Source organism: Algimonas arctica (genome assembly GCF_014652695.1).
In the GTDB taxonomy this organism is placed as follows: domain Bacteria; phylum Pseudomonadota; class Alphaproteobacteria; order Caulobacterales; family Maricaulaceae; genus Litorimonas; species Litorimonas arctica.
The window spans coordinates 33,633-52,364 of record NZ_BMZH01000001.1; the positions used below are offsets into that span (position 1 = coordinate 33,633).

An 18,732-nucleotide genomic window follows, 5' to 3' on the forward strand; every position below is an offset into this window, starting at 1 on the left:
GTTAGGGGCGAGCATGATTTACTCCCAATCAAACTGGCGGAACACTGTTTTTCTGACAGGCTTAGCGTTGCTGGCGTTTGCCGGGAACTCGGTATTGACCCGATTGGCTCTTGTTGACGGTGCGATTGGAGTCGGTCTGTTTACGACGCTGCGGATTTTCGCGGGCGCTGCCGTGTTGCTGGTCTTAGTGGGTGCCCGGACAGCCATACGGGCCGGGAGCTGGTCTGGCGCGCTGTCTTTACTGGGATATGCGGGCCTATTTTCTGTCGCCTATCTCAATCTTTCAACCGGGATGGGGGCATTGATCCTGTTCGCCAGTGTGCAAATCACCATGATTGGCTGGGGTCTTCTGCGCGGTGAACGGTTAGGGAGTGTCCAAATTTTCGGGGTTTTGCTGGCGGCGGGGGGATTGGTCTGGTTGTTGCTGCCCGGTTTGGAACGCCCCCATCCTGTGGCCGCCGCCATCATGATAGGTTCAGGGGTCTGTTGGGGTATTTACTCTCTCTTGGGTCGCGGCGCAGGCAACGCAACCCATGTCACGGCGGGGAACTTTCTGCGTGCAGCAGCTCTGATCGTACCGATTGTTATTCTATGGAGGGTGATAGCGCCCTCAGAAGCGGTCTCTGTGCAAGGCGTCGGATTGGCTGTGACCTCAGGCGCGATCACATCCGGTCTAGGCTACGCCATTTGGTATCGCGCGTTAAAACACCTGTCCGCAACGCGCGCAGGCGTAGTCCAACTCCTCGTTCCGCCGCTCGCCGCGCTGGGCGGGATCATCTTGCTCAGCGAACCGCTCACAGTTCGTTTTTTAGGGGCGAGCGCGATCATCCTGATAGGGATCGCGCTCGCTATTTTTAAGCGTGTGACGTCGGATTAGCTAAACTCGAAATAGAGGAATTCAGCATCATCGCCGTTCCGCAATTCGAGCCGTCCGCTCTCGCGAATGGCCAAACCATCGCCGCGCCGCAACGCTTCGCCATTCACGGTGACAGACCCGCGCGCGACTTGGATCCAGCCGCGTGTGCCGTCCCCCATCTCGTGATCGATGCGCTGATCCCCGTTAAGGGTGGCCGCATAAATATCCGCATCGGCGCGGATCGACATGGACCCGTCCCGCCCTGTGGGCGATAGAAACAAGGCCAGCTTGCCGTCTTTGGCTTCAGGGCTAATGTCGAGCGTGTCGTAGCGCGGCTCTGCGCCTTCCACATTCGGGAGGAGCCAGACTTGCAATAGTTGCATCGGCTCCGTTTGTGACGGGTTGGACTCACTATGCCGTACGCCGGACCCGGCGCTCATATATTGAACGCCGCCCGCCATAACGGTTGAGCCATTGCCCATACTATCGCGGTGCTGCAGCCCGCCTTTGAGGATGTAGGAGAAAATCTCTGCGTCCTTATGCGGATGTGTCGGGAAAGCGCCGCCACCGTCAATCCAGTCATCATTGATCACGCGCAGACTTTCAAACGCCATATGATCGGGATCGTAATAGCTGCCAAATGAGAAGCTATGCGCCGCGCGCAGCCAACCATGATCGGCTTTGCCGCGCGCTTCCTCTGGCCGGAGAACGAGGCCTGAAGCGAGGTTTTTTGATTTTGTTTTCGTGTCTAAAGTCATCGTCATATCCTTTCTTGAGAATTTAAGCCGCGAGTGTGCGGATCTGTTGCTTCGTCTGTTCGACCTTGTCCGGACCATTGGCCATCAATTGATCCGCAGCAATGATTTGGACATCTGTGATACCGAGAAAGCCGAGAAAATGGCGCAGATAGGGTGTCGCAAAATCGATGTCACTGCCGACCTGAGTGCCACCAGAGGCCACTAAGATGACGGCGCGTTTACCGCTCAACAAGCCTTCAGGGCCATTTTCCGTATAGTGGAATGTGCGTCCCGCGCGCGCAACTTGATCGACCCAGAGCTTTAGCGACGCCGGAATACCGAAATTATAGATCGGGGTGCTGATCACAATCAACTCACTCCCCTCCAACTCTTCAACGAGTTGGTCAGACCTCGCCAGCGCAGCGCGGTGATCCGCTGTGCGGTTCGGTTCTGGCGTAAACGTCGCGCCGATCCAATCCTGTTGTATCACGGGAAGCGCGTGACTAACGTCGCGGGTTTGCACCCGAACAGGGCGAGTTTCGGCGACGCTGTCAATATAGAGATCGGCGAGACTGCGGCTAACCGATCCGTCGCGACGAGCGGAGGAATCGATCCGTAGAATGTTTAGCGGGTTTGGCATGAGAGGCTCCTATTTCTGTTGATCCTCATCTATGTGTTGTCATGATCATTGGTAAGCTGGCTTGATTGCAAGTCACTGTTGCGATAATCGCAACGAATGGATCGTTTTGCCGAAGCTGAAATCTTTGTTCACACAGTTGAGGCCGGAACCATCACAGGGGCAGCCAAAGCGCTGTCTTTAAACAAATCTGTCGTATCGCGGCGGATTAAGGCGTTGGAGCAACGCCTAGGCGCAACCTTGCTCAACCGCTCGACCCGGACTTTGTCACTGACCGATGCGGGGCGTAGTTATTACCAGCGCGCACAGGGGCTGCTGCGGGCGTGGCGCGATATGGAGGATGAGGCGAGCGGGGCGGAATGCGCGCTGGCAGGGCCGATCCGTATCGCCGCGCCGTTATCGTTCGGCTTGTCACAACTTGGCCCAGCTCTGATCGACTTTCAGAAGGATCATTCAGATATCCGGCTCGACGTTGATTTTTCCGACCGCAAGATCGATTTGATCGCTGATGGGTTTGATATGGCCGTACGGATTGGGCGGCTGGACGATAGCGCGATGATTGCGCGCAAATTGGGCGATGTGCGGATGGTGTGTGCTGTGTCTCCACAATGGCTCGCTGAACATGGACCGATCGAGACAATTCACGACTTACGTGACGCGCCGGAGCTTCGCTACGGCCTAAAATTGGGCAAAGGCTGGGCCTATCGTGAGCGGTCCGGCAAACGGGGAACGGTGCAGCTTGAACCCCTCATGCGCGCGAGTAATGGCGATTTTCTGCGCGATGCGGCAATCGCGGGCTTGGGTGTTGTGATCGAACCGGACTTTATCCTGTGCGATGCGGTTCGGGCCGGGCGGCTCGTAGCGATCTTGCCGGAGTATGTGTTTGATGCGCCGAGCGTTTATGCGGTTTGGCCACCAACCCGTCATATGCCGCGACGGGTTAGAACCTTAGTCGAGGCCTTGCGCACCCGCTTTGGCGGTGTCGCCCCATGGTCATTAGAGGGGGCGTAAAGCCCGTTCAGCTAAAGTCCGGGCTCCGCTTGTTTAGAAAGGCGCGAAAACCCTCGCCGAAGTCGCGACTGCTGAAGCCCGCTAAAAATTGCGCGCGTGTTTCGTCTGTCTCGTTGCGCTGACCATTTTGATAGGCGGTGATCATGGATTTGGTCACGCGAAGGGATTCAGGCGACAGACGGGTGAGGCCTTCCGCGTAGTCCTTCACTGCGTCGTCCAGCGCGTCGACGCCAAAAGTGCGATGGACTAGCCCCATTTTTTTCGCGGGCTTGGCTTTGATGATCCGCGCGGAGAACAAAATGTCTTTGGCATTGGCGACGCCGACGGCGTCAATCAAGCGGGCAATATCTGAGAACGGATAGACCAATCCTAATTACGCGGGCGTGATCGCGAAGCGCGCAGTCGCGTCGGCTAAGCGTATGTCGCAGCACAGGGCGAGGCCACAGCCGCCGCCGACACAGGCCCCTCGGATGGCCGCAATCGTTGGCATTGGAAATGCGGCAAGCGCATCAAAAGCCGTCTGGATATCGGCGCTGATTTGAGCCGCGGATTCGGGCGTCGAGTAGAGCGTTTCGAATTCGGAAATATCGGCCCCGGCGGCAAAGTGATCGCCGTCTCCTTGCACGATTAACGCGGTCGGATTCTCTGCTTCCAACGCGCTGAGAACGACGGGAAGTGCGGCCCACATTTCAGCGTTCAGCGCGTTGCGCCGCGCCGGTTGGGAAAGGGTCAAACGCGCGATGCCATCGTCTGAAATGTCTGTTTTGATATGGTCTGTCATTCTGTGTGTCTGGCTTCCGAGTGGAGGTGAGGATGAGTGAACACGGGCTTGTCCTCCGCATAAAGGGTCTTCCCGAAAGAAGCGATGAAAACCGTTCATGGCGTTGTGCGCTCGTCTTTCGGGCGCGGGCTAGGGTCACATATCTCTTCTATAAGGGCTTATTAGAATATCACTTAAACTTATAACGCATTATAAGAAACTTATAACTCTATATTTATCAACCTATTGTGTCGCTAAGTTCATGTAATAATTTCACAGCGTTTTGTGTCTAATGTTTTCTGGCACCTCGCCTTCATCACGGGCTCACCGGCGATGATACGGGGCGTAGACGCGTGGACGCGCCGTCAAACCGGGGGTAACGACGACAAAAATCGCCCACTAATTTTCTTTTGATCGCACACATCCTTGGGACGATTTCCGACTGACTTTGGGTGGCCGACGCGCTAGCCATGCGCTCTACTCTGAAGTCGCAGAACACATGTGACGTCGGGATGAGCGTAATCTGGGGAGGATGAGCGCATGGCGGACAATTCCATTATTATCGCGACGTTGGTTGCCTATAAAATCGTGCTGTTAGGCATCGGATTTTGGGCCAGTCGGCGTGTCGATAGCGAAGGCGATTTTTTCCTTGCAGGACAAAGCTTGGGGCCTTGGACGGCGGGGTTATCTTATGCCGCGTCTACCTCAAGCGCATGGGTGTTGCTCGGCTTTACCGGCATGGTGTTCACCCAAGGCTTGGTTGCGCTTTGGCTCGTGCCGGGGATCTTCGGGGGTTACCTGATGACATGGCTGGTTATGGGGCCACGCCTGAACGCGGAGACGCGCGAACGCGGGCATATCACTGTGGTCGACTTCCTTGTTGCGGATGCCGGGAAATGGGCGCGGATCATCGGCGTGGTTGCTGCGGCGCTGATCCTTTTTTGTTTCGTCTTTTACATCGCGGCGCAATTCCAAGCCGCGGGGAATGCGCTGACCGAAGTCTTCGGGATGAGCGCAACGGAAGCGATCTTGCTCGGGGCCACTGTGATTTTGGTTTACTGCCTCATGGGCGGTTTTCTGGCGGCGTCAATTACGGACGCGCTGCAAGCGGGCGTTATGGTCCTCGCTTGTATCATTGTACCGATTGCAGCTTTGAATGCAGCAGGTGGCATCGGCAATGTAATCGACGCGCTGCACACGACTGTGCCACCGTCCTATCTCAGTTTTACCGGGCAAGCGGCGGGCATGGCCGGAATTGGCGCGGCAATGGGATTGCTGGGAACGGGGCTGGGCGCTTTAGGGCAACCACAACTGCTCAACCGGATCATGGCGGTTCGAAGTCAGGCCGAACGTCGCCGCGGGGCGGCGATAACCGTCGGCTGGGGCGTGCTGATTTACAGCGGACTCGTCGTTTTGGCGCTGTCAGGTCGCGCAATGGCGTTGGATACCGGCGGCGAGAGCCTGTTTTTCGCGGCGGCGAGTGCTTACTTGCCTGCAGCGCTCGCGGGGATTGTCATTGCCGCCGTTTTGTCTGCCGTGATGAGTACAGTCGATAGTCTTCTTCTCGCGGCGGCCTCAGCTGTCAGCCACGATAGCGGGTTAACTTGGCGCGATCCTAAACAGGCGCTCCTGATGGGGCGTTTGGCGATGGTTGGCGTGGCCGTGATTGCGGTCGTGATCACGCTTTTCGCACCCACAGACATTTTCACGCGCGTGTTGTTCAGTTGGGTCGCGCTTGGGGCCGCGTTTGGCCCTGCGATCCTTACTCGGTGCCTCGGGTGGCGGGTGAAAGGCGGGGCGGTCCTCATGGCCGTGATCGCAGGCTTCGGGATTGCCGTCACGGCCTATAATATTCCCGGTCCCGGCGCTGAAATCATGGAAAAATGGGGCAGTTGGGCCGTCGGTTTTATCATTCTTGCCCTCGGGCGGCAAAAGACCTGACGCTTTGCTGGGCCCCGGAACAGCTTTTCTGTCTGACGCAGGTTGGATTTACTGCAGTTTGAACGTTGGCGTAAAGGTCTTGCAGAGATTTCGCCATTATGGGGGATAGGGCTAACGTTTAGAAAGCCGAAAGCATGACCCTGAAAATTATACGACATTGCCTGCTCGCAGCGACTGTTTTGCTCGTGGCTTCGCCCGTCATGGCTCAGACCGACACCGCGTACTCAGACATTTCCAAGCGCGACATGCGTGAATTCCGGCGCTTGATGCCGGGTATCTACACGAATGAAGAGCAGGTAAATTTTCAAGAGAGCTTGGGCGTCGCTAAAGAAGACCAGGTGATGCGCATGGACGTGGTCGTTACACGAACAGGTGAGAGCTTTACGAGCGTGATTACATGGGCCGACGGACGGACGCTCGAGGCCCGGCATGAACATAGTATTGTGAATGGTAAAATACAGGCCAATGCGATCCGCAATGGACGTATGGAATGCGCGCGCACTGTTACCCGGACGTTCGAAACTTTCACAGCTGTCGGATGTGACGGACCATTTATCCTGTCACCGAAGGGAATTAGCCTCACGAGTGGTGATAAGACCTATATTTTACTGCGATCCCGTCCGTTTACATGTTGGGTCAGCCCTCGCAAAACTGACGGAAGTTACGCCTTTTACAATAACCTCGTCCTCCATGATCAGGGCGGACGGGTCTGGATTGATGCGACAGCGGATCATCCCCGTGTCGGGTTGAAGCTCCGCAATGTGACTTGGCCGACGGGTGTGAACCGTGACTCGATGGCGCTCTATACTTATCAAGGTCAAGATGAAGTCTATTCACCGGGCTATGCTTGGGGAGACCCGAAATCAGAGCGCCTCGCCATCAATACCAGATGGATCCAAGCGTCTTGCACACAGGGTAACTCGCTTATTACGCCCACTCTCAACCTTACGCCGGGTCGTTCCGACTAGCCCCTCAGGCGTTCACAAGGCGGCGTGACGAAAAGCTTATTGCGCGTCCATGCCGATATCAAAGTTTGGCGCGGAATGGGTCAGTGCGCCGACGCTAATCACATCCACGCCTGTTTCGGCGATTCCGCGAACAGTGTGCAAATTAACGCCGCCTGAGGCTTCGACTATGACACGCGCGTCGCCTATGATGCGCTTGGCCTCACGCAATTTTTCGGGGTCCATATTATCGAGCAGGACGACATTGGGGTGATAGGGCAGAACTAGCTTTAGTTGCTCCAGAGTGTCCACTTCGACGCTGACCATCGTCATATGATCGCGATGTTCCATCACGGTGGTCAGGGCTTTGTAAATGCCGCCCGCCAGCGCGATATGATTATCCTTGATCATGATGGCCGCCGCAAGGCTTTCACGGTGCGCAAATCCACCGCCAGCCAGCACAGCGCGCTTTTCCAGCGCCCGGAGCCCCGGTGTTGTCTTGCGCGTTGCGGCAATCCGCGCGCCTGTGCCCTCGACAGCTTTAACATAGAGCGCGGTGAGCGTTGCGACACCACTCATCCGGCCAAGGAAGTTGAGCGCGACGCGTTCCGCAGATAGAAGCGAACGGGTGTTGCCGTTGACTCGCGCAATGATGGTGCCGGCTTTGACAGCCCCGCCGTCACCGACTTCAATGACAAACTTCACGGACGGATCGACGAGCGCATAAGTCAGCTCTGCCGCTTGCATTCCAGCAATCACGCCAACTTCGCGGGCCCGCATGACGAGCGAACCCGTCGCGGCTTCCGGCACGAGCAGGTTCGCCGAGAGATCGCCGGACACGCCGAAATCTTCTTCGAGAGCACGCCGAACAACGGGTTCAATAATAATGCGGGGGAGAGGCGGGAGTGTTGACATGGGTGCGCTCTAGCCGGACGGAAAGGATACGTCGAGGCCGCAGCCTGTGAGGACACCCCAGCCTTCAACCGCGGCCAGTAATTCTATGGCACGGTCAGGCTCAGTTAAGCGTGCGGCCAGCCAATCGTGAAAGTCGGTTGCGAGTGTATTAGCGATCTTTTGTGCCATTGCGTCCCCCCGTATGGCCTGCGCGGTTAGCTCCAGCAAAACGGCAATTGATGGATTAAAGACCCCGGTTTTCATGACGCTGCCAATCATTGGCATCAATTGATTGGCGGGGAGTGGCGCAGCCGGTAACATCGCGTCCATGGTCTCTTTATCCCGGCGGGCAAGCTCGTTGAGCGCGGCTTCCATGACGCCTGCTTTCGAGCCATAATGGTAAACTAGCATCCGGTCAGATGTCCCGGCCGCTTTCGCCATTGGTCGCAGGCTTGACCGCGCGACACCGTGTGACAGCACATAATCGGCCAACGGGCCCGTGTATTTGGCCGCATTTTGTGTGTTTTTATCTGTCACTTGACGGGGGTTGTAGCGACCGCTACATATGTAGCAACTGCTACACTACAGGAACGTCTCATGGATAAGCGCGGCACATTTCTCATTATTGGCATCATTTTCTGGATCGTTGCGGCGGGCCTAATGCATTATCTCGGACCGATCTTCTTAGATGGGGCTTTATTGCACATATTATTTTGGATCGCGAATTTCGCTTTTGCGGCTGTCTCCATCATTTTAATTGCAAAAGCTACAGGGCGGACCAAGCATGACATGCTTGTTCCAGTCACGATCATGGCCATGCCTGCGATGATCATGGACGGTCTATCGATAACGGCTGACGCGCAAGGTCTGACCCATATTTACGCGAATACGCCGCTTTTAGCCGCCTATTCTGGCGGGTTCTTGCTCTTTGCTTTTTGGAGTTTCTTCTTCTTCGCGCTGGTTTGGCATCGTGACGCAAAAGTTTGACCCAAGTCCCGGGTTGGGGGCGATAAAATGGATCCTCGGATAACGTCTTCGTAAACCCCATGTTCATGACATTCAACATAACCCCATCCCCGCCTACCCCTTTTCGTGGTCTGTTAGCCTCACCCGCTTCGGACACGAGAGAGGCATTGCTCTCAGGCTTGCGGGGGTTTGGTAGGCTGGACGGTATGCGAGTTAATGCGGCGCATGCGGTTCCATTCGACGGAACGATCGATGACGACTATCGGATGAGAAACGAGCTTGACGACGCCAAACGATCCAGTGGATCGTTTGGCTAGGAACTGAACCGCATCGCGGTTCGGCCCCGAATGTCAGGTGCGCCTTCGGTAGATCGGGCGGCAGGCAGTTGCGGGGTCGAAAGCCTCGGAAGGGTCTAACCGTCACTCGCGTGAGCTCATAGCGGGCCGCGAGGGCACGGCGTTTTGATCGGATGCGTCTGTCAGGCGCGCGGGCTTTGCTCGTTGTAAATGGTTCTAACTCTACCTTCCCCATCAGCGGGGAAGGCCCGCGCTCGTGTCACGTCACGAAACGCTTGAATGCCGGCGCCTTGATGCGCGGTGGGACGTGATCTCATGTCAATTTATCGAATGGGGTCTAGGCTTGAAAAAAGTCCCTTTACGTCACATATGCGGCGGGAAATAAGCGCCCGGAAGTCTGGCGCTCCTTACACCGTAAAAACACAGAGACGGAACAGCTCTCATGGCTCGCCAATTCGCTTATCATATGCAGGGTTTGACGAAGAAATTCGGCAATAAGACTATCCTCGATAATGTTCACCTGTCCTTCTACCCGGACGCCAAAATCGGCCTCGTCGGGGTCAACGGTGCGGGTAAATCAACGCTGATGAAAATTATGGCCGGCGTCGACACGGAAGTGACCGGCGAACATTGGGCGGCTGAAGGCGTCAAAGTGGGCTATCTGTCGCAAGAACCGAAACTTGATCCGGATAAAGACGTCTGGGGCAATGTCATCGCGGAATGCGAAGATAAACGGATTTTCGACGCCTATAATGCTGTCGCCATGAAAATGGCTGAGGATTATACCGACGAGTTGATGGAAGAAATGACGGTCCTGCAAGAGCAGGTTGATGCGCGGGATGCGTGGGATATTGACAGTAAAATCGAAATGGCGATGCAGGCGCTCCGTTGCCCGCCTAAAGAAGCTGATGTTACGCCGTTGTCCGGTGGGGAACGTCGCCGGGTCGCGATTTGCAAACTTTTGCTCGCTAAACCTGATCTGTTGTTGATGGATGAACCGACCAACCACTTGGATGCGGAGACCGTCGCGTGGTTGGAGAACTATCTGGTCAATTATAAAGGCGCGATCATTCTGATTACGCACGATCGCTATTTCCTCGACCATATCACCAATTGGACGCTCGAAGTGGATCGTGGCCGGACGTTCCCGCATGAAGGGAACTACTCGTCTTGGCTGGCGTCGAAAGCTGACCGGATGGATCAAGAAGGCCGCGAAGGCGACAGCAAGACCAAAGCGTTGAAACGTGAATTAGAATGGATCCGGTCTAACCCGAAAGCCCGTCAGACGAAATCTAAAGCGCGGATCAGCGCATATGAAAATCTGCGTGATGAGGCCGATAGAGAAGTCGTCAGCCACGCTGAAATCCGTATCCCAATGGGCGAACGGCTCGGTAATATTGTTGTTGAAGCAAATAATGTCTCCAAAGGCTTTGGCGATAAACTGCTGATTAAAGACCTGTCCTTCAAACTGCCGCGCGGTGGCATTGTTGGCGTGATCGGTCCGAACGGCGCGGGTAAAACCACATTGTTCAAGATGATTACAGGTGATGAGACGCCCGACGAAGGCAGTTTCAAAGTCGGCGAAACGGTCGAACTTGGATATGTCGATCAGAACCGGGATGCGCTCGATAATAGTAAAAACGTTTGGGAAGCAATTTCTGACGGGCTCGACATTCTACAACTCGGAAAACGCGAAGTTCCAAGCCGGGCCTATGTCGGTGCATTTAACTTTAAGGGCACGGATCAGTCGAAGAATGTTGGGCAATTGTCCGGCGGTGAACGCAACCGGGTGAACTTGGCGAAAATGCTGACGCGTCCGGCCAACTTACTTTTGCTCGATGAACCAACCAATGATTTGGACCGTGAAACACTCGCGTCACTTGAAGTTGCGCTCGAAAAATTCCCCGGATGTGCCGTGGTGATTTCGCACGATCGTTTCTTCCTTGACCGTGTTGCCACCCATATCCTCGCCTATGAAGGCGATAGTCATGTGGAATGGTTTGAAGGCAATTTCGCGGACTATATTGAAGACAAAAAGCGCCGTTTGGGTGACGATGCGGATATTCCGAAGAAGCTGAAATTTGTTAAATTTGACCGCTGATTCAAGCGCGTCGTAAACCGAAAAGGTCCGGGAGGACCTTTTCGAAACGCGTTTAAATTAGGAGTGTCAGCGTAAAACGCTGACAAATCACCGGATCACACACAGAGACCTTTAAGTCTCGTAAAACAGTTTTTGGTAGATGAAGCGCATTATGCGCCTCATCCTATCGATCATTATCTGTTTGTCGTTCGCGGTGACGGCCCGGGCCACCGATCCGGCGCCGTTTATTGTCGTGGATCAATTTGGCTATGTGCCAAACCTTGAAAAACGCGCCGTCATTCGTGACCCGCAAATCGGCTTTGATGCGAGCCGGTCTTTCCAACCAAGCGGCCTCTACGCCGTCATTGATGTGCGAACGGGCGATCCCGTCTATCGCGGCCGTCCTGTTGCATGGAAGCAGGGCAAAGTAGACGAGGCGTCTGGCGATCGGGTTTGGTGGTTTGATTTTTCTGCGCTGACGACCCCGGGAACTTACGTTGTCCGGGATTTGGACAGCCGCGTTGAGAGTGATCCCTTTGAGATTTCGCGAACCGTTTATCGTCCGGTTCTGCGCGATGCGTTCAAGGTGTTTTACTATCAACGGGCCGGGTTTGAAAAACGCGCACCCTATGCGGCGCAGGGCTATGAAGATGCGGCGTCACATCTCGGGAAGGGCCAAGATAGCCAAGCGCAACGATATGATTCTAAAGGAAAAATGGACGCCGCGCGCGATCTTCACGGCGGCTGGTACGATGCGGGCGATTACAATCAATATACCAGCTGGACCGCCAATTATGTGTCGAGCTTGCTGGCGTCCTATATCCAAAATCCGGTTGTTTGGACCGATGATATGGGCATTCCTGAGAGTGGGAACGGGATTCCCGACGTGCTGGATGAAGTGAAGTGGGGCTTGGATTGGCTAGCCCGAATGCAAAATACTGATGGGTCCATGTTGTCGATATTGGCGCGAGCGGAAGCCTCGCCGCCGTCCCAGGCAAAAGGGCCGTCACTCTATGGTCTGGAGAACACATCGGCCACCATAACAGCGGCGGGTGCTTTTGCGATGGCCGCCGAAATATTTCGAACGCAGCCGCGTTTGATTGAAATTGCGGATAGTTATCAAGCGCGATCTCTGCGCGCTTGGGCGTGGGCTGACGACAACCCGAGTGAGATGTTTTACAACAATGATGACGACCAAGGGACATTGGGCCTTGGCGCTGGACAGCAAGAAGTCGATGCGGATCGGCTAGATAAGAAAAGGCTCATCGCCGCGGCGCAAATTTTCGCGGCGACCGGGGAAGAGCGGTTTTGCAAAACGGCTGAGCGACTCTACCGCCGGGTTGGGGGAATCAAATCTGACACAGCGAATGGGTTTGAAGGCGACCTCGGATTTACGATGCTACGGTTTGCGGCGACCCAAGGCGTGCCTAAACGCCTGTCCCAACGTATCCGACAAGATTATTCGAGCGCCATGTTAGAATGGAATGGATGGGGGGCTGTGAATGATGATGCGGACCCGTATGGCGCTTATGTGGATGGCTATTGGTGGGGAAGTAACGGCACGAAAGCGCGCCGCGGTGCGGTCTTCACACAGGCTGTCGTTGGCGGCATTGATCCCGCATCACACGGGCGCGCCGTGAACGCAGCGTCGCATTACCTCCACTATCTTCACGGCGTGAACCCGATGGGTCTCGTCTATTTATCGAATATGAAAGAGGCTGGCGCAGAGCGGTCTGTGTCGACAATCTACCATGCGTGGTTCAAGGATGGATCGCGCGATTTCGATAGCACAAAAACGTCGCGTTACGGGCCAGCCCCTGGATTTTTAGTGGGCGGGCCGAATCCCGGTTATGCGCGGGATGAATGCTGCGCTAAAGGGTGCGGCGGGTTTGGTGACAAAGTTTGCCGTCGGCCAGATAGTGTTCCTCCCGTGGGGCAGCCTGCCGCGAAGTCATATGGCGAATTTAATGACGGCTGGCCGTTAAATAGCTGGTCTGTGACCGAAAACTCGCTCGGCTATCAGGCTGATTACCTCCGACTGCTCAGCAAATTCGTGCAATAAGTCACATATAAAGAAAATTTTATATGCTGCACGCTTTGCCTGTGATAGGTTAGTCGAGTGGAAACAATTGCTCGCATATTAAAATTGCTCGGTCATCCAGATCGCTTGAGAATTCTGGCGCTCCTGCAGCATGAAGAACTGACAGTCTCAGAGCTGGTGTCTGTGCTGAAGCTGTCACAGCCACGCGTCACGCAATATATAAAGTCGCTTGAGGACGCAGGCGTCGTGGACAGACTGCGCGAAGGCTCGTGGGTGTTTTCCCGGCTTTGCGTAAACGGCGGTATTTCGATGGCGATTGTCATGGGTGTGCTTGAAAAGTTGCCGGTTGATGACCCTGTCATGGCGGCAGACCGTGATCGGCTGAACCAAGTTCGGGCCGTGCGGGCCAACCAAGCCAATCAGTTCTTTGCCGATGTGGCCAATAATTTGGGCCGGTTGAGCCACGAGTTTTTGCCGCAAGCCAAAGTCGAAGCCGCCATTCTGGCGCAACTGGATACGCGCCAATTTTCCTTGATGGTCGATTTGGGCACAGGGTCTGGGCGGATGCTCGCGCTCTTATCCGATTGGGTCAAAAACGGAATCGGCATAGATCTGTCGCCCGACATGCTTCGCGTGGCTCGCTATACTTTATCTGATGAGCGGTTTGCGCATTTGTCGGTGCAGCAATCGGATTTGGCGCGAACGCCGTTGGGTGACGGGGTCGCGGATTTGGTCACTCTGCATCAGGTTTTGCACCATTTGGACCGACCCAGCGACGCGCTTTCAGAGGCCTCACGCCTGCTGGCTCCCAATGGAACACTCCTCGTGGTTGATTTTGCAGAACATGATCGCGAAGACTTTCGTGACCAATTTTCCCACCGCCGCCTCGGGTTTTCTCCGGAAGAAATGTCGGACCTTTTGAGCGCGCATCGGTTTGTAGATGTTCGTTATGAGACGATTGCTGGCGCAGACGATACTTACCCTGATCTCTTGATTTGGCGGGCGACACGCGCGCCAAAACGAACGCTGGAAACGATAACATGACCCGGTCTGTCCCCCAACGCGACCCCAATGCCCCCGTCGGGGCTATCGCACGTACCTCGTCCGATCGTTCTGTCACGAAGAATAGTTCTGATGTTTGCGTGAGCTTTGAATTTTTTCCACCAAAGACAGTGAAGGCTGAAACGCGCCTTTGGACCGCGATAGAAACACTTGAACCTCTAGGACCCGACTTTGTTTCCGTGACCTATGGGGCAGGCGGATCGACCCGCGAACGGACGCACCGCACGGTCGAGCGTATGGCCAAGGAAACCCGCATGAACCCGGCAGCCCATCTGACGTGTGTCGAAGCGACTCGCGATGAAATTGACATTATCGCCAAGGACTACTGGGCCGCAGGCGTGCGCCATATTGTGGCGCTGCGGGGTGATCCGACCTCTGGTATTGGTGATAAATATCAACCTCATCCCGATGGCTATGCTTACGCATCGGATCTGGTGGAAGGGTTGAAACGGATTGCCGATTTCGAAGTCACAGTCTCGGCCTATCCCGAACTGCATCCAGAGAGTGGCGATTGGCGCTCAGAGATTGATAATCTAAAACGCAAAATTGATGCCGGAGCGACGCGGGCCATCACACAATTTTTCTTCTCTCCCGACATTTTTTGGCGCTTCCAAGACCGGGTTCTGGATGCGGGTATTGATATCCCGATCGTACCGGGCCTGATGTTGCAGCCAAACGTAAAAGGATTACAAAAAATGTCTGAGCTTTGCGGCGTGGCGGTGCCGGATTGGTATGTCGAATTGTTCGAAGGTCTCGATAATGAACCGACGACGCGCGACATGCTGACGGCGACTTTGATTTCTGAGCTGGCGGCCGAATTACATGATCGGGGCGTGCGCCATTATCACCTCTACACACTCAACCGGGCGGAAATTGCGAATGCCGTGTCGCGCGTGCTAGGATTGCATAGACGGCAATCGATTGGCGATCAAAGCGTTGGACCTAGTTTACGCGCATGATTTGGACTCGAATTTTCACGGCGGCGGCGCAGCTTTTTGGGCCGCAGAGCCAAAATGATGGGCGTGGCACCTCTGGCACGGTCGAAGACGCGCCTGTGGTTGCCGCTTTGATTGCGCTTGGGGCCAAGATGGCGAAAGCGGACGGGGAAGTCCGGACCGAAGATATTGCCGCGTTTGAGCAAGTCTTTCGCCCTGAACCGGAATCGCAAGCCATGGTCGAACGGTTTTTCCGTCTCGCGCGGCAGACGACATTAGGATTTGAGCGCTATGCGAAACTTATCGCAAAACATTTTCGCGCGCGCCCAGCGGCGCTTGAAGATGTGATTGATGGTCTATTTCATATTGCGCTAGCAGACGGAGTTTTGACAGCCGAAGAAAATGATTATCTAGCCAGAGTTGCCGACATCTTCGGGTTCTCAGAATCTGAGTTTTCCCGCCTCAGAGCCAACCATGTCGGCCGAGGAGCGGATGATCCTTATTTGATCCTTGGTATTGATGAGACGGTCACAGATGAAGGTCTGCGTAAGGCCTATCGACGGGCGGCGGCGGCCAACCATCCTGACCGGATCATCGCGCGAGGCTTACCGCCAGAAATGACGGCGCTGGCCACGCATAAAATGGCGATGATCAATCGCGCTTATGCGCATATTCAAGCGACACGGAAAAAAGAGCGGGCAATATTGCTATAAAGCATGCCTTTCTCAGCCCATCTGACTGAGATGTGACCATATCGCAATGCGAGTGCTCTTGACCTGAGCGCTATTTCTTCCGATTTAGGAGGTCTAGGAGACGAATGATGACAGGAACTCAGCATCTTCATGGTCCGGGAACGGGCCTGTTTGGACAGATCGGACGTTGGCTCACTCTTGCCGCCGTGACAGTTGTGGCTGCTTTCATGCTATTTTTCTCTGCGGCCTTTGCTTTAATCCTGATCAGTGCCATCGCCATTTTGGTTTTGATCGCGGTCGCAATCTTCTGGATCAGAGCCAAATTGACCGGTCGACCGTTTGGTCCACGCGCACAGATGGATGCCCGCATGGCGGACATTCGTCGGCAGATGGGCGCAGATATGCAATCTGCTCCGCAAACGAAATCCGATGGTCCGGTAATTGATGCGCACCAAACACCCGAAGGCTGGACGGTCGAACGCTAAACCCTTACGCGCCCGCACATGACGGGGCGCGATTTCATAATTATGATGCTTTGCTGCCTCGGTTGGGGCGGCAATTTTGTCCTGAGTTCATGGATTGTGGGGGCTAACCCGGTCCCGCCCTTTATGCTGGCCTTATTTCGCGCCGTGTTTGTGCTGCTCTTTATGGGCGTGTTTTTGCTTCGACCTTTGCCCAAAAAATTCGGACGTCTTCTATTAGTGAGCCTCTGCGTCGGTCCGATTCATCTCGGACTTCTCTATACCGGCCTACAAACCGCACCTGCATCTGCGAGTTCGATCATCAGCCAAGCGCTGATCCCAATATCGTCAATCTTGTCTGTGCTCTTTCTCAAAGAGAGGATCGGTTGGATTCGCTCAACCGCAATTGTCGTGTCGTTATTGGGCGTCATGATCATGGTCTATGAACCCGGCGCGCTGGCGATGGACCGCGGACTTGTGCTCTTACTTTTGTCTTATGTCGCGCTGGCCACCGGATCTGTTTTAATGCGAACCATTCCCGACGTGGATTGGCGCCAGTATGTGGCCTGGACGGCGGTGTTGGTGTTTGTGCTGTCGCTCTTCACGACGGCGGTGTTTGAGACGGGCCACGCGGTCGCTTGGGAACAAGCGGGTTGGAAATTGATTGTTGTGGCGCTTTATGCGGCGCTCTTCGTATCAACTTTCGCGCATGGCCAATATTTCCGCCTGCTTCAGACCTATGAAGTGAGCCAAGTCATTCCCCTAACATTGATCACCACGCTGTGGGCCTGTCTGCTCGGTGTGTTGGTCTTGAATGAAACGCTCTACCCGCGCTACATCGTGGGGGCGATGCTGATCCTGCCTTGCGTCTGGATCATTGCGCGGCGAGGGGCCGTGCCGCCCGTGCAGGAGGACTGACGATGGCCAATAAAACTGTCCCGGAAGGGCTCAAAGTTGAGGATTATATCGCGGCCATAGACAGTCCTGAGCGGCGCGCAGATTGCGAATGGCTGCTGAAAACACTGAGCGAAGTGACGGGCATGGCCCCCAAATTGTGGGGTGGAACGTTGAAGAGTGCTATCGTCGGTTTTGGTGACTATCATTATAAATATGAAAGCGGTCGAGAAGGTGACTCCATGCGCATCGGCTTTGCGAACCGCGCGCAAGCTCTCACAATCAATATTATGCCGGGTTACCAGGATTTTGACGAGGAATTATCCCGTCTTGGAAAGCATAAGATGGGCAAATCTTGTCTCTACATTAAGCGGCTCTCGGATGTGGACACGGATGTTTTGACCGAAATGCTCCAAAAAGGGTTCGCGATTATGGCGGAAAAATACCCCGAATGAGCCCGCTTATTATTGAAACGCCATCGCCAAACTATAACGACAGAAAACTGCCAATTTCGATGCTCGTTTTGCACTATACGGGCATGGAAAACGGCACGGCGGCGCTTGATCGAATGCGTGACCCCGATGCGCAAGTCAGCGCGCATTATATGATTGAAGAGGACGGGCGGGTTTTTCGATTGGTCCCGGAAGCAAACAGGGCGTGGCACGCAGGTGTCTCGGACTGGAATGGGATCAAAGACGTTAATTCCGCCAGTATCGGAATTGAAATCGTCAATGGCGGCCATGAATTTGGATTGCCCGATTTTCCTGACGTGCAAATCAACGCCTTGATCCCCCTGTGTAAGCGGATCGTGACGGCTCATAATATCGCGCAGCAAAACATCGTCGGTCATTCTGATATTGCGCCAGAGCGAAAAGAAGACCCGGGGGAGATGTTTCCGTGGACGGGTCTGGCCGCCGCTGGAATTGGCCTATGGCCGGGTGAGGCGAACGGGGATCGGCGCGTCTTATTCGAACGGGGCGACCGTGATCGCGGCATTAGCTTGATCCAACGGGGGTTGGCTGGGCTGGGCTATGGTGTTGCGTTGGACGGAGTCATGACGGACCGAACGGTCGCCGTCATCCGTGCCTTTCAGCGGCGCTATCGGGCCGATAAAATTGACGGGATCGTCGATATGGAAACGTTAGACCTTGTAAGTCGCTTAGCGCGATTGGTCTGAGCGAACTCGCGCGAGAGTCCACACACGGATATAGCTCGCGAGGCCCTGTTCGGGCGCTTCGAGCAGTCGTTTATCATCTAACTGTCGGATCAAACCGGACATGGACAGGGATTCAGTCTTGGCGGCACGGTCTAGTTCGTCCCAAAACTCAGACTCCAGCGCGACTGACGTCGCATGTCCGTGGATGGAAACAGAGCGCTTTTTCATGCGACATCAAATGGAGGGTGACTGCTCTGGCGCAGCGTATTGCTCGGACGGGTGAGCGCAATAAATCCGGCTTTCAAGGGCCGATTGGGCCGCAAGTTGGAACGGTTTATCTCACTGATCATCACGGGTTGGCGTGACTGA

At 55.0% G+C, this 18,732-nt stretch carries 19 protein-coding genes and 1 pseudogene; 14 read left to right on the forward strand and 6 right to left on the reverse strand.

The genetic code is table 11. The annotated features are described in order from the left end of the window. Positions 1-13 precede the first annotated feature (13 nt). Complete coding sequence (locus IE105_RS00150; RefSeq protein ID WP_189494140.1) at positions 14-877, forward strand: DMT family transporter; 864 nt, start codon at positions 14-16, stop codon at positions 875-877. On the opposite strand, the gene IE105_RS00155 is transcribed toward IE105_RS00150, so the two are convergent. Both IE105_RS00155 and IE105_RS00160 read right to left on the reverse strand, forming a co-directional pair. Continuing rightward, positions 874-1,620 (reverse strand): pirin family protein, encoded by a 747-nt coding sequence (locus IE105_RS00155; RefSeq protein ID WP_233353901.1) that lies wholly within the window; start codon positions 1,618-1,620, stop codon positions 874-876. The two genes, IE105_RS00150 and IE105_RS00155, sit on opposite strands and share 4 nt — an antisense overlap. A gap of 16 nt (positions 1,621-1,636) precedes the next feature. Further along, positions 1,637-2,233: an FMN-dependent NADH-azoreductase gene (locus IE105_RS00160; protein WP_189494142.1), complete on the reverse strand. Its 597-nt coding sequence runs from the start codon at positions 2,231-2,233 to the stop codon at positions 1,637-1,639. A gap of 96 nt (positions 2,234-2,329) precedes the next feature. Between IE105_RS00160 and IE105_RS00165 the strand changes: the two genes are divergently transcribed. After that, entirely contained in the window at positions 2,330-3,241 is a 912-nt protein-coding gene (locus IE105_RS00165) for a LysR family transcriptional regulator (protein WP_189494144.1), read from the forward strand. Between the two features lie 7 nt (positions 3,242-3,248). Here the strand turns inward: IE105_RS00165 and IE105_RS15305 are convergent. Further along, positions 3,249-4,121, reverse strand: a pseudogene (locus IE105_RS15305) (enoyl-CoA hydratase/isomerase family protein). Between the two features lie 420 nt (positions 4,122-4,541). On the opposite strand from IE105_RS15305, the gene IE105_RS00180 reads away from it, so the two are divergent. Continuing rightward, positions 4,542-5,942, forward strand: coding sequence for a sodium/proline symporter (locus IE105_RS00180; protein ID WP_189494151.1), 1,401 nt, complete (start codon positions 4,542-4,544; stop codon positions 5,940-5,942). Between the two features lie 134 nt (positions 5,943-6,076). Continuing rightward, positions 6,077-6,910, forward strand: a complete 834-nt coding sequence (locus IE105_RS00185; RefSeq protein ID WP_189494153.1) for a hypothetical protein — start codon at positions 6,077-6,079, stop codon at positions 6,908-6,910. A 36-nt stretch (positions 6,911-6,946) separates the two neighbouring features. On the opposite strand, the gene nadC is transcribed toward IE105_RS00185, so the two are convergent. Next, a complete protein-coding gene (gene nadC / locus IE105_RS00190; RefSeq protein WP_189494155.1) occupies positions 6,947-7,801 on the reverse strand; it encodes a carboxylating nicotinate-nucleotide diphosphorylase in 855 nt (284 codons plus the stop codon). A 9-nt stretch (positions 7,802-7,810) separates the two neighbouring features. Further along, positions 7,811-8,317 (reverse strand): TetR/AcrR family transcriptional regulator, encoded by a 507-nt coding sequence (locus tag IE105_RS00195; RefSeq protein ID WP_189494157.1) that lies wholly within the window; start codon positions 8,315-8,317, stop codon positions 7,811-7,813. A 60-nt stretch (positions 8,318-8,377) separates the two neighbouring features. On the opposite strand from IE105_RS00195, the gene IE105_RS00200 reads away from it, so the two are divergent. The 10 genes from IE105_RS00200 to IE105_RS00245 all read left to right on the forward strand — a co-directional run bounded on the left by IE105_RS00200 (position 8,378) and on the right by IE105_RS00245 (position 18,384). Then, positions 8,378-8,767, forward strand: coding sequence for a hypothetical protein (locus tag IE105_RS00200; protein ID WP_189494159.1), 390 nt, complete (start codon positions 8,378-8,380; stop codon positions 8,765-8,767). A 717-nt stretch (positions 8,768-9,484) separates the two neighbouring features. After that, complete coding sequence (ettA, locus tag IE105_RS00205) at positions 9,485-11,143, forward strand: energy-dependent translational throttle protein EttA (protein ID WP_189494161.1); 1,659 nt, start codon at positions 9,485-9,487, stop codon at positions 11,141-11,143. A 151-nt stretch (positions 11,144-11,294) separates the two neighbouring features. Further along, positions 11,295-13,184, forward strand: a complete 1,890-nt coding sequence (locus tag IE105_RS00210) for a glycoside hydrolase family 9 protein (protein ID WP_189494162.1) — start codon at positions 11,295-11,297, stop codon at positions 13,182-13,184. A gap of 57 nt (positions 13,185-13,241) precedes the next feature. Then, positions 13,242-14,207: an ArsR/SmtB family transcription factor gene (locus IE105_RS00215; RefSeq protein WP_189494164.1), complete on the forward strand. Its 966-nt coding sequence runs from the start codon at positions 13,242-13,244 to the stop codon at positions 14,205-14,207. Beyond that, complete coding sequence (metF, locus tag IE105_RS00220; protein ID WP_189494166.1) at positions 14,204-15,184, forward strand: methylenetetrahydrofolate reductase [NAD(P)H]; 981 nt, start codon at positions 14,204-14,206, stop codon at positions 15,182-15,184. Before IE105_RS00215 ends, metF begins: the two co-directional genes overlap by 4 nt. After that, positions 15,181-15,873, forward strand: a complete 693-nt coding sequence (locus IE105_RS00225; RefSeq protein WP_189494167.1) for a tellurite resistance TerB family protein — start codon at positions 15,181-15,183, stop codon at positions 15,871-15,873. Before metF ends, IE105_RS00225 begins: the two co-directional genes overlap by 4 nt. Positions 15,874-15,977: 104 nt before the next feature. Then, positions 15,978-16,337 carry a hypothetical protein gene (locus IE105_RS00230; protein ID WP_189494169.1) on the forward strand — a complete coding sequence of 120 codons (360 nt, stop codon included), beginning with the start codon at positions 15,978-15,980 and terminating at the stop codon, positions 16,335-16,337. An 18-nt stretch (positions 16,338-16,355) separates the two neighbouring features. Then, a complete protein-coding gene (locus IE105_RS00235; protein ID WP_189494171.1) occupies positions 16,356-17,231 on the forward strand; it encodes a DMT family transporter in 876 nt (291 codons plus the stop codon). A gap of 2 nt (positions 17,232-17,233) precedes the next feature. Further along, positions 17,234-17,662: a DUF1801 domain-containing protein gene (locus IE105_RS00240; protein WP_189494174.1), complete on the forward strand. Its 429-nt coding sequence runs from the start codon at positions 17,234-17,236 to the stop codon at positions 17,660-17,662. After that, a complete protein-coding gene (locus tag IE105_RS00245) occupies positions 17,659-18,384 on the forward strand; it encodes a peptidoglycan recognition protein family protein (RefSeq protein WP_189494176.1) in 726 nt (241 codons plus the stop codon). The genes IE105_RS00240 and IE105_RS00245 overlap by 4 nt, the downstream gene beginning before the upstream one ends. On the opposite strand, the gene IE105_RS00250 is transcribed toward IE105_RS00245, so the two are convergent. Continuing rightward, positions 18,367-18,591, reverse strand: a complete 225-nt coding sequence (locus IE105_RS00250; protein WP_189494178.1) for a ribbon-helix-helix domain-containing protein — start codon at positions 18,589-18,591, stop codon at positions 18,367-18,369. The genes IE105_RS00245 and IE105_RS00250 overlap by 18 nt on opposite strands. Positions 18,592-18,732 lie beyond the last annotated feature (141 nt).

What these genes read in the sequence shown, in the direction of transcription:
- IE105_RS00235 (WP_189494171.1), top strand. Translation starts at nt 16,356, where the DNA reads ATGACGGGGCGCGATTTCATAATTATGATGCTTTGCTGCCTCGGTTGG.
- ettA (WP_189494161.1), top strand. Translation starts at nt 9,485, where the DNA reads ATGGCTCGCCAATTCGCTTATCATATGCAGGGTTTGACGAAGAAATTC.
- IE105_RS00240 (WP_189494174.1), top strand. Translation starts at nt 17,234, where the DNA reads ATGGCCAATAAAACTGTCCCGGAAGGGCTCAAAGTTGAGGATTATATC.
- IE105_RS00185 (WP_189494153.1), top strand. Translation starts at nt 6,077, where the DNA reads ATGACCCTGAAAATTATACGACATTGCCTGCTCGCAGCGACTGTTTTG.
- IE105_RS00160 (WP_189494142.1), bottom strand. Translation starts at nt 2,233, where the DNA reads ATGCCAAACCCGCTAAACATTCTACGGATCGATTCCTCCGCTCGTCGC.
- metF (WP_189494166.1), top strand. Translation starts at nt 14,204, where the DNA reads ATGACCCGGTCTGTCCCCCAACGCGACCCCAATGCCCCCGTCGGGGCT.
- IE105_RS00155 (WP_233353901.1), bottom strand. Translation starts at nt 1,620, where the DNA reads ATGACGATGACTTTAGACACGAAAACAAAATCAAAAAACCTCGCTTCA.
- IE105_RS00250 (WP_189494178.1), bottom strand. Translation starts at nt 18,591, where the DNA reads ATGAAAAAGCGCTCTGTTTCCATCCACGGACATGCGACGTCAGTCGCG.
- nadC (WP_189494155.1), bottom strand. Translation starts at nt 7,801, where the DNA reads ATGTCAACACTCCCGCCTCTCCCCCGCATTATTATTGAACCCGTTGTT.
- IE105_RS00245 (WP_189494176.1), top strand. Translation starts at nt 17,659, where the DNA reads ATGAGCCCGCTTATTATTGAAACGCCATCGCCAAACTATAACGACAGA.
- IE105_RS00180 (WP_189494151.1), top strand. Translation starts at nt 4,542, where the DNA reads ATGGCGGACAATTCCATTATTATCGCGACGTTGGTTGCCTATAAAATC.
- IE105_RS00200 (WP_189494159.1), top strand. Translation starts at nt 8,378, where the DNA reads ATGGATAAGCGCGGCACATTTCTCATTATTGGCATCATTTTCTGGATC.
- IE105_RS00225 (WP_189494167.1), top strand. Translation starts at nt 15,181, where the DNA reads ATGATTTGGACTCGAATTTTCACGGCGGCGGCGCAGCTTTTTGGGCCG.
- IE105_RS00165 (WP_189494144.1), top strand. Translation starts at nt 2,330, where the DNA reads ATGGATCGTTTTGCCGAAGCTGAAATCTTTGTTCACACAGTTGAGGCC.
- IE105_RS00150 (WP_189494140.1), top strand. Translation starts at nt 14, where the DNA reads ATGATTTACTCCCAATCAAACTGGCGGAACACTGTTTTTCTGACAGGC.
- IE105_RS00210 (WP_189494162.1), top strand. Translation starts at nt 11,295, where the DNA reads ATGCGCCTCATCCTATCGATCATTATCTGTTTGTCGTTCGCGGTGACG.
- IE105_RS00230 (WP_189494169.1), top strand. Translation starts at nt 15,978, where the DNA reads ATGATGACAGGAACTCAGCATCTTCATGGTCCGGGAACGGGCCTGTTT.